This is a genomic window from Gracilibacillus oryzae (genome assembly GCF_009498735.1).
GTDB classification, from domain to species: Bacteria; Bacillota; Bacilli; order Bacillales; family Amphibacillaceae; genus Gracilibacillus; species Gracilibacillus oryzae.
On record NZ_ML762465.1, the window covers coordinates 1 to 13,410 of the forward strand.

Annotated in this window: 10 protein-coding genes and 1 pseudogene; 10 read left to right on the plus strand and 1 reads right to left on the minus strand. The window is 35.9% G+C overall.

Annotated elements, in window-relative coordinates:
• The first annotated feature begins 96 nt into the window (after nt 1-96).
• The gene (locus F9U64_RS22290; protein ID WP_153407098.1) at nt 97-309 is read left to right on the plus strand and encodes a nucleoside triphosphate pyrophosphohydrolase; all 213 of its coding nucleotides are present in this window, start codon (nt 97-99) and stop codon (nt 307-309) included.
• Nucleotides 310-580: 271 nt separating this feature from the next.
• On the opposite strand, the gene F9U64_RS22295 is transcribed toward F9U64_RS22290, so the two are convergent.
• Nucleotides 581-745, minus strand: a complete 165-nt coding sequence (locus F9U64_RS22295) for a hypothetical protein (RefSeq protein WP_153407099.1) — start codon at nt 743-745, stop codon at nt 581-583.
• Between the two features lie 420 nt (nt 746-1,165).
• Between F9U64_RS22295 and F9U64_RS22300 the strand changes: the two genes are divergently transcribed.
• From F9U64_RS22300 to F9U64_RS22340, 9 genes and pseudogenes are all read left to right on the plus strand, one after another.
• A complete protein-coding gene (locus tag F9U64_RS22300; RefSeq protein ID WP_153407100.1) occupies nt 1,166-3,895 on the plus strand; it encodes a Z1 domain-containing protein in 2,730 nt (909 codons plus the stop codon).
• A 16-nt stretch (nt 3,896-3,911) separates the two neighbouring features.
• Nucleotides 3,912-5,906, plus strand: coding sequence for a hypothetical protein (locus F9U64_RS22305; protein WP_153407101.1), 1,995 nt, complete (start codon nt 3,912-3,914; stop codon nt 5,904-5,906).
• Nucleotides 5,903-6,826 (plus strand): hypothetical protein, encoded by a 924-nt coding sequence (locus tag F9U64_RS22310; RefSeq protein WP_153407102.1) that lies wholly within the window; start codon nt 5,903-5,905, stop codon nt 6,824-6,826. Before F9U64_RS22305 ends, F9U64_RS22310 begins: the two co-directional genes overlap by 4 nt.
• 14 nt (nt 6,827-6,840) lie before the next feature.
• Nucleotides 6,841-7,575 (plus strand): DUF6339 family protein, encoded by a 735-nt coding sequence (locus tag F9U64_RS22315; protein WP_153407103.1) that lies wholly within the window; start codon nt 6,841-6,843, stop codon nt 7,573-7,575.
• A complete protein-coding gene (locus tag F9U64_RS22320) occupies nt 7,514-8,890 on the plus strand; it encodes a DNA cytosine methyltransferase (protein WP_228275863.1) in 1,377 nt (458 codons plus the stop codon). Before F9U64_RS22315 ends, F9U64_RS22320 begins: the two co-directional genes overlap by 62 nt.
• Nucleotides 8,891-8,904: 14 nt before the next feature.
• Complete coding sequence (locus F9U64_RS22325; protein WP_153407104.1) at nt 8,905-9,852, plus strand: PD-(D/E)XK motif protein; 948 nt, start codon at nt 8,905-8,907, stop codon at nt 9,850-9,852.
• Nucleotides 9,853-10,254 (plus strand): annotated as a pseudogene (locus F9U64_RS22330) (very short patch repair endonuclease).
• A gap of 672 nt (nt 10,255-10,926) precedes the next feature.
• On the plus strand, nt 10,927-12,075 hold the full coding sequence (locus F9U64_RS22335) for a DNA cytosine methyltransferase (RefSeq protein ID WP_153407105.1): 1,149 nt from the start codon (nt 10,927-10,929) through the stop codon (nt 12,073-12,075).
• Between the two features lie 286 nt (nt 12,076-12,361).
• Nucleotides 12,362-13,231 carry a phosphorothioated DNA-binding restriction endonuclease gene (locus tag F9U64_RS22340; protein WP_153407106.1) on the plus strand — a complete coding sequence of 290 codons (870 nt, stop codon included), beginning with the start codon at nt 12,362-12,364 and terminating at the stop codon, nt 13,229-13,231.
• Nucleotides 13,232-13,410: the final 179 nt, after the last annotated feature.

Sequence of the window (13,410 nt, forward strand, 5' to 3'; positions counted from 1 at the left end):
TTTTACTGGTATATTTGGGTAAATAAGTGTTTCTTCTTATCTAGCGAAAACTGTCTACTTTAGTTTAGCAGTCACAGCAGAAGGGAAATAGAGCTAATGCCTATTCATAACAAACTAGTACGGGACAAGATCGCCGCCATTCTTGAAGAGAAACAGTTATCCTATACAACTAAGAAACTCCAGAATCATACATACAAACAAGAGCTGCTGAAAAAGTTAAAAGAAGAATGCCGGGAATATCGTGCTACTGATAATAATGAAGAAGCTGCAGAGGAATTAGCAGACATTCTGGAAGTAGATCTCGCATAGGGAAAAACTCATGGCTATTCTGAGCAGGAGTTGTGGTATGTGCGAGAACAGAAGATTAACGAGAGTGGTGATTTGATGAGAAGGACTATTTAATTGCTTTAAGGATATGATTTTCTGGAATTTTATTGTATAATACAGAGTGAAAACTAGATTGCTTTGAATATTCTGGAAGCATGAGAAAGCCCCCTAATGGTTTGGTATTTGGTCTTACTAATTATACCATTTACGGGGTTTTTTGACTTTAGAAAATCATATGATTTACCAAACTACATTAACTATTATATTTTCCCAAGTAAATCGAGACTTTTTCACTGGTCTCGAACCGTTCCTGTGTCGCTAGAAGTCTTTTTATCGCTAATGATGTAACAATATCACGTGTATTTCTGCGGTCTGCTACCTTCGTTGCATCGATATCTTCCAGGAAACTTTGATACATCTCACTTGATCCCGCACAGCCTATTTCTTTTTTTTATGGTAAATGCTACTTTGATCGTGCCTCGGAATGTGACGTTTTTAGTGCCTGTTTATTATATAAAATATCACTAAGCGTAACCCTTTAGTGAAGGCGTTATCACCATATTAAATCTGAGAAATTCGAATTTCAACCACAAAGTAAGTATTTTAATTGTATAATTGTAATCAACATTGTGTATGGAAATAATAGTTATACGGTAGATTATGGCAGAATTGATTGGCGTTATATAACTAATTAGTAATATTCAGGAATTTGATAGTAAGTATATATATATATTAAAAAATTTGGTAAAATAGGTAGATAGAAACCTATAATTTTACCTAATATCCAATCAGTTTCTAAATAACAAGTATTTATAAGGAATCAGAAAGGAGATCATCAATGAATGAACTGAATCTTCCAATATATGACCCTGCAAGAACTACCATAAAAAATATGAGGAACAAGGGCTTTGAATGGGAAGTTATTATAGATCGCTATGAGATATTAAAAGAATTAGTTCTGGATGATAAGATAGATAATGAGATATGGGGAAAACTTGTAAAAGAACAAAAAGAAGTCTACGAAAATCAGCAGTTCATTAAAAGAGGCGAAACAGATGCCGCTCTTGTTTCTAATAATGAAGATAATGGATGTTATGTACCTCTTGATTCTCAATCTTCCTGGCAGCTATACAGAAAAAAATTAAAGGAAAAGGGATTGAGAAAGGAGTCGATAGATCAACTTGAAGAAAATACTTTGAAGCTTCTTAGAAAACTCAGCAGGAATACAATGGATACAGGACCGATAAAAGGGCTGGTAATTGGTAAGGTTCAATCGGGGAAGACTGCCAGTATGGCTGGATTGATGGCCATGGCGGCTGACTGGGGCTGGAATACATTTATTATTTTATCCGGGATGATTGAGAATCTGAGGGAACAGACCCAGGAGAGGCTTATCAGTGATTTGGATGATGGAAATAACTATTGGCATTCGCTGCATAAATTATCAAAGCGCACGGACTTGGGGCAAAGAACACAAAATCTTAATTTTAATGAAAGGGCCCCTCACAGGTATTTAAATGTATGTCTTAAAAATAAAACGCGGTTGGAAAATTTGCTCGGTTGGTTCAAAGAGGATCCGAACAAATTGAAACAAATGAGAATCCTTGTAATTGATGATGAAGCTGATCAGGGAAGTATTAATACTAATAAGCTGGATGAGGCAGAAAGAACAAGAATTAATAAACTAATCATAGAGCTTGTTAATATTAATGCAAACGGTGTTAAGCCAAAGGCTCAAAATTATATCAGCTATACTGCAACACCGTATTCCAATTTTCTCAATGAATCTGCAGATGATTCTTTATATCCGAAAGATTTTATTGGAGTGTTACCGACAGCTGAGGAATACTTTGGTTCTAAGCAGATTTTTGGGGAAGAAGGAGCCGATGATGAACATCGTCTTGATGTTGTCAGGCTGATCAGTGAAGAAGACAAAGAAAGAATAAAGGATTTGCATACAAAACCTAATAATAGAATGCCGAGAAGTTTAGTTCAGAGTATATGCTGGTTTTTAAATGCTTCGTCCATTATGAGACTTTATAATTATAAAAAGCCTGTGAGCATGCTTGTTCATACAAGTCAGATACAATTACATCATATTAACTTGGCAAATGTTATTACAGATTGGATTAAAGATACTGAAAGCAATGTTATTTTGCAGTTATGTGAGGAGTTATATAAAAAGGAAAAGGGACGTTTCAGCGTGAAAGAATTCCGTGAAGGATTTCCCGAATATCCAACTCCTAATGAAGAACTAAATAATTACCCGGAATTCAGTGATATGAAACAGCATATTCTTGAGTTGATTAAATCAATCAGTCATATCATGATGGATGAAGAAGGCGAACTGAACTATCACAAAGGTATTCATTTATGTGTCGATAACAGTTCAAATACAGGGGTGAATGATGAGAATATGCATGTTCGACTGGCTTATCCTTCAAGTTCTAAACTGAAAGAGTTAGGTACTGCTCCGGCGTTCATCATTATTGGTGGTAGTACTTTATCGCGTGGACTGACTATTGAGGGCCTGGTAAGCACATACTTCCTTAGGGCAACTACAGCAGGCGACTCATTAATGCAGATGGGACGCTGGTTTGGATTTAGAAAGGGGTATGAGTTGTATCCAAGAATATGGATGACTGATAATACCTTTGATCAGTTTCAATTTCTTACTTCATTAGAAGAGGAACTTCGGGAGGAATTGAAGGAATATGAATTGGGGAATAAAAACCCTTCAGAATATGGCCCCAGAGTGAAAAATTCACCTAAAGTATCCTTTCTGAGAGTAACTGCAAAAAACAAAATGCAAAATGCTATACAAATCGATATGGACTTTTCCGGGGCATCAATTCAAACTATTCACTTCGAAAATAATCCTAAAGAGCTTAGAGATAATATTGAAGTCACTGAAGATTTCCTTAACAATAAGTGTGGGAAACCAATCAAATCCAAAATCTCAAATTCCCTTGTTTTTAAGGACATTGACTTTGAAACTATCAAAGAACAATTCCTCTTAAAGATTCATTTCAATGAGAGGTCAAGAGTCTTTAATGATATCAAAACATTCTGTGACTGGTTTGAGCAGGTTAAAGATAAGGAAATATTCAAAAACTGGAATGTTATTGTTTCTAGTGCTGGCCAAATACGGGACGAAGGAAGAATTACCTCTGAAAAGGAATGGAAAGTTGGTTCCTATACCTTGGGAATGGTAAATCGTTCAGCTAAAGCTTCTTCGAAGAAATATGGAAAAGATATGATCAATATAGGAGTCTTAAGAGGTCCGAGAGATTTATATGCAGATATCGATAAAACAAATGCTGGCAATGAATTCTCAAATGCAAAACAGAGCGAAGTAACCAGAATTAGAAAAGAATATGGTGTGGAAGATGTACCACAACTAATTATTTATCGAATATATAGAAAATCTGAAGCAAGAAATAAGAGCAAGGAAGTTGATGCTCCGAACAAAAGAATTGATCTGGATTTTTCCAATGACATGATAGGTTATGCAAAAGCATTGACCGTTAAAATTGATAAAGTTGATACTGAAGATATCGAGGAATAATATGGGGGGATTCAGGATGAAAATAGAAATTGCCAAAATGGAGAGAATGGCACAGACTGGGAGTTCTCTGCTAAGATTAATACAGAATGATCATACTCCCATACTGGATCTGCTAATAAGAGAGTCTGTACAAAATAGTGTTGATGCAGGAAATAATAGTGATTGGGTGAAGTATGACATAACTACGGTAAGTTTTGAAAAAAGCAATGTCACAGGATACTTTGAGGGCATTGGTGATAAGTTAAATGCAAGGTACAGTGAGGAAATGCAAAAAAGCATTGTCATTAGGGATTCAAACACTACTGGTTTGACAGGGCCTTTGCATCAGGAATACGTTAGAAATAATAATTTCGGAAACCTTCTGAAATTAGTTTATGAAATCAGTATGCCCCAAGAGAAGCTGGAAGCCGGCGGATCATGGGGCTTAGGTAAAACTGTTTATTTTCGTGTTGGAATAGGCCTGGTAGTATATTATTCGCGTATTAAAAATGAAGATGGTAACTATGAATCACGTCTGGCAGCTTGTTTAGTTGAAGACGAGACACATGAGGATAGGCTTCTCCCTGATGAAAGTGAATTAAAGAGGGGTATAGCATGGTGGGGACAGCCGCATAGCGGAAGTTCAACCAAACCATTAACAGGCGAAGGGGAAATCAGAGATATATTGCAGGCTCTTAATGTACAGGAATACAAGGGAGATGAAACAGGCACCACTGTTATTATTCCCTTTATTAATCAGGAAACTCTCATTCCAAAAAGGGAATCTAATATGCCATTTTGGTGGTACTCAAACATAGATGCTTATCTATATGTGGCGCTTCAAAGGTGGTATTCTCCCAGAATAGATAATGAATTATATCCTTATGGTGCTTATCTGAAAGCTTCTGTAAACAATCAGGATATTTTAAAAGAAAAAATGGAGCCAGTCTTTTCTTTAGTTAACAGCCTTTATACTCTGGCTTCTAGTGGGGAGTGGATTTCAAGCCTTAATATAGATAAGGGAATGGTGAATGTCGAAGAAATAAAATTATACCGTACTTTCAATAATAACATTGCAGGAAGAACGGCTTTTGTAAAGGTAACCAAAGATATTCTTAAAATGGGCGTGCCTAATAACAAACGGTCTCCATTAGAATATCTGGACCTGGAAGCTAGTGATAATAACAATCCTCCAATAGTACTTTATTTGAGAAAGCCAGGCATGGTAATAAATTATGAAACTGATGGAAAATGGACAAATGGCATAGAGAAGACTTCTGAAGAAGAATATATTATAGGAATTTTCGTACCGGATTCAGAAAATATGGTTACAGCATCTGATGCAGGTATCAGTTTAGACCAATATTTGAGACAAGGAGAAAAAGCGGATCACGCCTCTTGGTCTGATATCATTCTTGGAGATCGAAAGCTGACTATCGTAGAAAGGATACAAAAGAACGTTTCAACTACTATTCGGCAAACATATAACGATACAGAAAAAGAAAAAGGTTCTTCTAAAAGTGGTGCCCTCAGTAAGGCTCTTGCGAAAATATTATTGCCCCCTGTTGGTTTTGGAAAGTCTCCTGGAGGCGGAACAAATCCCCCTTCTGGTGGCAGCAGAGGTTCGAAACAAAATACCGGCAAATTGCAGATTGAAAAAACAGAGTTCGGTGAAGAAAATACTTTAATATTGGACTTTTACATTAATTTGCCAAAAAATACAACTTACTTGGAAATAGATTTGCAAATTGAATCAGAAGGTTCTAAGAAATTTAAAGGTAATGAATGGGAGAAGGATTCAGAGGTGGGTGTGCCATTCCCTGTGGAGATAATGGGTCTGTCTGTATCAGACAATTCCGGAAATGAATGCAAACATTTTCTGGTTAAGACTGACAGGTTTAAGAAAAACAGCAAGGTTCGTATAGAAACGACAGATATAGACCAGGTAAAAGGGAAATTAATCTTAGATAAAAAAGATCCAATGATCCAGCCCTCTCTGCAAGAAAATTTTATTAAGGATGGCGCCATATGAGTACATTGTTAACATTTTATAAAAATTTAGATGATGATTTATTTCAGAAAATTGGCTATAGTGAGCAGCCGATCAGAGCCTCTTATATAAATGAAGAAAATGAGCTAATTGAAATGGAAGTTGCACTTGAAGAAGGGCAGGAAAATACCTTTCACTTATTGGATCCCAAAGTTCATTTGGCAGCAGATGTGCATGATGTCAATTTGAATTTTGAATTGGAAATAGAGAATCCCCAGTTTTTGTTCGGTCCCAATGGATTATCAGACGAAGATGGAGTACTGGGAATAGCTGTAAGATGGTATTCCAGGGATTCAGCTCAGATGAAGATTCAGCCTGTTTCTACTCTGACTGCTTCTGATGAACACTTTTATAATGAAACTGAATTGACAATAGAAAAAGGAATAATTCGTGGCAAGTTAACAATTGAGATTATATTATATATGGCTCAGCCCGGTATAAAACAAAAACAGATTGCGTCGGGGACAGTACTTGGAACATTGCATTCGACTCTTATTCTAATTGATGGTAATTCTTCGATGTTTCCTATTCTTGAAGTCGATGATCCCTCCAGACCGCTATGGTGGGTTGAATGTAATTTTGAGGATCCATTATATGACAGTTTTACCGATGATAATGTAGCAATTATTATTAACATTGGTCACAGAAATGCCCGGCATTTAAAACTTGAAAAAGGAATTGGCTCTTCACCATTGCTCTTGGAAATATTAGCTACTGGAATGCAAATAATTATAGAGGAAGCAAAAGAAACAGGGGAGTGGGACGATATACTAAGGAACAGAAGTGAACCGGGAAGCATAGGGGAAGCTATATATTACTTCACGAACATGTTTTTATGGGATATTTCTTCTCCTAAGAAACTATTAAAATCTATACGAGATGATTTTAATGGGAGATTTTAAAAGAGGTGAAAAAATTGTGGAAGACTTTATCTAAAAATAATGCTGCAAAAGAGACTGCTTCATGGAAAACTGATCACATCCCAGTTCCTCACTTTGAAAATGATATGGCTCCTTTGAGAGAGAAATTAGTGGAGGCAGACTCAAACACTGTAAATTTTTTAAATGAAAATCAGAGTGAAATAAAGAATCGAAAAGATTACTTTTATGACTTGAAATTCGGCTTGGAATTATATCATATATTGAATGAGGAATACAATTTTTCTGAGAGGAATGCATCTGATGATGAGGTATGGATATATCTATCAATCCGAGTTGTTCCTGATTTAGTTTATAAGAGATGGGGTTTGACTGAAAGCAGGTTCTATAAACAAAGCAGAAGAATCTGGTTACGGACATTATGGTGGTATATTCATCTCTCATGGGCAGGAAGTAAAGAAGAAACATATAATCGCTTAAAAAGTTTTACTACTGACGAAGTGGTTCAGTTAGTGGAACGCTCAGGCCCTAGAGGCTACAGAATAGATTTAACACGTGAAATTATGAAACAATTCAGCTTTGCCTATGAAAACTCAGACAGGTTATTATTCAGAAGGATAATGAAGGTAAATACAGCCAGATTAAAAGTAATAGAACCCAGCCTGGCTCTAGGCGGTTTGGCACAATACGTTAAGGAGTTAATTGATTACTTTGATTATACAAACGGAGACACAAACAAAGAACCCGAAATTAAATATACCACAAGTAGCTGATCTTTTCTCCGGATGTGGGGGTCTTTCATACGGTTTTTATATGAAAGGCTTCAATGCCTTTTCCGGAGTAGAGTTAAATCAGCAGGCATGTAGTACTATTTCTTATAATCTCCATTGGAGAAATGGGGATAACAAAGAACATTTAAATAAAGATATTACAGATGTAACTGTTGAGGATTTAGGATTATATAAAGATAAAACAGTTATTACCATTGGAGGACCACCCTGTCAGGCTTATTCAAGAATAGGAAAATCAAAACTTAAGTCTTTAGGGGAAGATAGGTATGGGTTGAATGATAAAAGGGCATTTTTATACAAGGAATTTATTCGCTTGGCTTTAGCAGCTGATTCACAGGCTATAGTAATGGAAAATGTTCCTGAATCAGTTAATTTTCTTGGAATAAATATACCCCAGACTGTATGTAATATTTTAGAAGCCAATGGATATAATGCGATTTGGACAATTTTAAATTCTGCAGACTTTGGAGTGCCACAGACGAGAGAAAGAATATTTGTAATGGCTGTAAAAAAAGAAGTTGGAGTGATTGACCATCTTCCGACGCCCACTCACAAAAGCCCCGGGAAAATGAAAGAGTATAAAGAAAAATATCAGAAATTCACTCGACAAAAAAGTTTCCGGATTCCTGTCTTTCCCAATTCCAATCTGCCGTTATGGGTTAGTGTCCGGGAGGCAATATCCGACCTTCCTGTACTGTTTCCTAATGCACTAGATCCCTATAAAGCTAATAAAATGAGTACAAAAATGCCGTATCAATCACCGCCGTTAAATGATTACCAGAAGATAATGAGATCAAAATATAATATTACCTATACACAAAACATAGATGGGAATTCATTCAGAAAAACCTCAAGAGATTTTCGTATATTTGAAAAAATGCAGCCTGGAGATGATTACAGAAGGGCCCATGAGATAGCTGTAAAACTATTTGAGGAAGCACGTCTATTTCATAATATTAGTATTAATGATAAACAGGCATATCAAAAAATGAGAAAAGAATATGTGCCTCCTTATGATACCACAAAGTTTTTCAGCAAATGGAAAAAACTGAATCCTGATAAACCCTCCCATACATTGGTTGCCCATCTAGGTACTGACACATATAGTCACATACATCCATGGGAACCTAGAGGGATTTCAGTTCGTGAAGCTGCTAGACTCCAGTCATTTCCCGATGAGTTTACATTCAATGTACCTATGGGAGCTGCCTTCTCGCAAATCGGTAATGCTGTTCCACCACTTTTAGCACAAGGGGTGGCAGAAGCAATATTAAGAAACTTAAATATAACCATTTAGAGAGGAAGGATTTCATGAATATTGCGGAAGAAATTAGGAACAAGTTTGCCAGCTTGACAACTAATCATGCCATCCTACTTGAAAGCTCAGGGGGGGAATTTCCGTCCTGGGCGATAAAATTTAACGATGCATATGCTACAGCAATCGAAGTGGAGGAAGGGATAAAGATAAATGAGTCATTTGCCAATGTGTCATATTTTACAGACTATTTTACTATTGAAGGTATAAGTAAACATCTACTTATATTGTCAAGTAGCGAAATCAGACTCAGAAATGAATTCGCTGGTGTTTGTGCTATTTTTCTCGAACTGGGCGATGATAATTCAAAAAGAACAGCTATACAGAAAGATCCATTAGAATGGTGGATCAATTGGAAAGAACTTATCGGAAATAAAAGTGTTGATTCCACTGTACATGGCATTTTGGGTGAGCTGATTACACTATACTGGATGAAGAGAGACCTTGCAGAAGACATAACTGCATCAAACTGGACAGGACCGGACGGAAAGTCAACAGATATAGTCACTAGTACAAAGAAAGCTGAAGTGAAAACAAGTTTAATAAAATACAATAATATAGTAACTATTTCGAGCCAATTTCAGCTGGAAACAGTGTCGAGTATGTCCCTGATTTATATAAAGCTTGAAGAAATAGGGGAATTGGCACCTGGAGTCAATATAGTAAGCATAGATAAAATCGTGAAAATATTGTCAGAAGAGGGACTGGATGAAAACGAATTAAATAAGAAAATAAATAAAATGGGTTTGAAACAAAATTCGATGGATAGGAAAAGGAATTACAGGGTATTAGAAATGAATGAGTATCCTGTAAATGAAAAATTTCCATTACTAACTAAAGAATCATTTAAAGATAATTTTGACAAGGAAAGGCTATTGCAGCTTACTTACAAGATCGAGCTTGCAGGATTAGAAAGTAATAAAATAATACTTACTATTGATTGAATGGAGGTGTTAGCCACGGCTGATAAAATCTCAAAAGAAGCACGCAGCAGGAATATGGCAGCTATAAAGTCTGTTTCGAAGCTAGAGAATAAAATTAGCCGGGAACTGTGGAGAAAAGGTTTCCGATTTAGGAGAAATGAAAAATCTCTGTTTGGAAAACCAGGTATATCCATAAATAAATATAAAATAGTTATTTTTATTGATTCCTGTTTTTGGCATTAATGCCCTGTTCACGGTAACATGCCTAAAAATAACTCTGAATTCTGGAAGAAAAAGCTGGAAAGAAACGTAGAAAGAGATAGAGAAGTAACAAGAATATGGTAACATGCTTTTAAGGAAAATGTTAATGAGGCTGTTGATGAAATAATTACATTCATAAAGCTTCATAAGGAAAAATTATAAATACTGATAATAAAGTCGATAAGAGATAATAATTACCTGTCAAACGACACGATATCTAATGACAAAAGCAGCAGTTCCTTGATGCAAAATAGAGAGGAATTGCTTGTTTTTGATCACTAAAGAATCACAAGGAAATATATACCTATGGACTTTATCGGTATATATTAATGGTAAATAATTGTGCAATAGTAAGGAGTTTTATATGTGATGAACGAATAATCTTGAAATGACAGGATTATTTAGTTTTTTACCTTCCTAAGATAAGACAGTGTGGTGGTGAGATGATCATAATCCAATCATTGGTTCTGTTATAACTGTAATATAATTTAGCCAATTGACTTTTACTTCTTCTGATATGCTGCTGAAAACAGGTTCAACCTCCAAACAGATGCGATGAGCTGTATAAAAATAACGGAAACTCCATTAATAATCTTTATATAGCGTAGTGTAAGCATAATTTTAATTAAGAGTACTTTAGAATGGGTCATCAATTCATAATTGCGTTATGGTCAACTCATTAGAGACCTTAAAATATATTAAGTCATGTATTTTCAATTTGATATCATTATAACTTTTCAACAGGGATGTATTTTTTTGAAGAAAGATGTAGAATAATTAATCATAAGTATGCTAGAACCTATATTCCTATCATGGAAAGGGAGAGAAATGAAAGTGAGATTCTTTAAAGGAGAATTATTTAGTGGACCTGGAGGAATGAGTATGGGGGCGAAGGAGGCCTCTGTAACTCATCCTAAAACTGGTGAGGTTTTTTTTATTGAACATCGATGGTCCAAGGACTTTGACAGCGATACGTGTAAAACTTTTGGGAAAAATATATGCGGTGATGAGGAAGACCCATCTGTTCATTTAGGGCCAGTTGAAAAACTGCCTATAGGAAATAGAGATCTCCTGCCAGATATTGATTGTCTAACATTTGGCTTTCCTTGTAATGATTATAGTCAAGTAGGAAAAAGACATGGCTTAGAAGGAGAGTACGGTCCTTTATATTCTTATGGAGTAAAAGCCATAAAAGAATATCAACCGAAGTTTTTTGTTGCTGAAAACGTTGGAGGTCTTCAAAGTGCTAATGAGGGTAAAGCCTTCATACAAATTCTTTCTGAAATGGAGGAATGCGGATATAACCTGACGCCTCACTTATACAAGTTTGAAGAATACGGTATCCCACAGGCTCGTCATCGTATTATTATAGTAGGTATTAGACAAGATTTATATGAGTCAGGGGTTCATTACAAGGTGCCTGCACCAACAACACCACACAATTATAGAACTTCACTCGATGCTATAATTAATCCGCCTATTTCAGATTCTGCGTTAAACCATGAATTTCCTAGACATTCTCAAAAAGTCAAAGATATGCTTTCATATATTCCAGCAGGAGCTAATGCATGGCACCCGGGAATTCCAAAAGAGTTACAGTTAAAAGTTAAAGGTGTACGTATAAGTTCTATTTATAAAAGGTTAGATCCTGAGCGGCCTGCCTATACTGTAACTGGGAGTGGTGGTGGTGGCACACATATGTATCATTGGAATGAGAATCGGGCTTTAACCAATAGAGAAAGAGCCAGATTACAAACATTTGATGATGGATTCGAATTTATTGGCAGTAAAGTATCTGTGAGGAAACAGATAGGGATGGCTGTTCCTGTTAAGGGAGCAAAAGTTATATTTGAAGCAATTTTAAAAACATTTGCAGGTATCGAATATAACTATGTTGACCCTGAACCCAAAGTGCAATTAGGAAATCTAGTAAACAAAAAAAGTAAAAATGAAATTGCAAAGGAACTCACAGCGCTAGTGTAATGGTATATATCTCCTGCTATTATATGTAGAATTTTCACTTATATTCTAAATAAAATGTGATTACAGGACACTGTTAAGGCAGAGGACGAAAGGGTTGCTAGGTCTTTTGTGGATATCGGGAGTTGGCAGAGTATCTGAGAACAAGGTTAAATATGGTTAGGTATGAAGATGGTCATACCTAACCATATAAGCGTGGTAGAGGATATGGATGATTTTAAATAATATAGTAGTTTTATATTGAAGCAAAAAACTATCCTTCCATTCTGCTGAAGGTGGGACTTATATAATGAACAAAACTGAATTATTAAAACGTATTTCGAATTTATCCGTCTGGAAAAAAGGCGACCAACGTGCGCCACACAAGCCATTGCTTATTTTATTTGCCCTAGGACAATGGCAACTAACAGGTCAGAGGCATTTCTTATATGTAAATGTAAAACCGAAACTTGTTGAACTGCTGACTGAATTTGGACCAAAACGAAAATCTTATCACCCAGAACAACCTTTTGTCAGATTAGAAAGAGATGGTATTTGGGAATTGGATAAATCCATATTAATGAGTGATTCCTTTAATAAATCATTAATTGACTATCATGTATCAGGAGGGTTTACGGAAGAAGTGTACCAGCTGTTAGAATCTGACGGTGCATTACTCGATCAAATCGCCAATTCACTATTAGAACAACATTTTCCTGAAACATTGCATAATGAGATCTTACAGTCAGTCGGTTTGCAATTAATCTATTATAGAAGAAGAAAAAGAAACCCGGAGTTCAGAGAAAAAGTCTTGAGTGCCTATCAATATCAATGCGCAATATGTGGATTTCAGGTAAAGCTTAATCAACAACTGATCGGATTAGAAGCAGCACATATTAAGTGGCACAATATTGGGGGTCCAGACACGGAGGAAAATGGGCTGGCGTTGTGTGCATTGCATCATAATTTATTTGATAGAGGAGTATTTGCTGTTTCCCATGATTATAAAATCCATGTATCTGAACACGCAATTGGAAAAGGATCTTTTAACGATTTTGTGAAAAGGTATGATAAGCGCTTGATTTGCAAACCAAAGCAGAAAAATTATCTGCCAAGTGAAGAATTCATCCACTGGCATCTAAAGGAAGTCTATAAAGGGGATATAGAAAATATGTTGTAATCCTTGTAGGTTTAGCTGCTATCAAAAAATTAAAGCGTAAAAATATTGGAAGCATACCATTTAGAGAGCAAATTAGGTTCTCTTTTTCAGTTGATTTCGTTTTGAATCGGTTACACTTAGTTAGACAAGTTAGTTAAGGTCAGTTAGACTTGGTTCAAATAAAAAACCGAGGAGCGTTT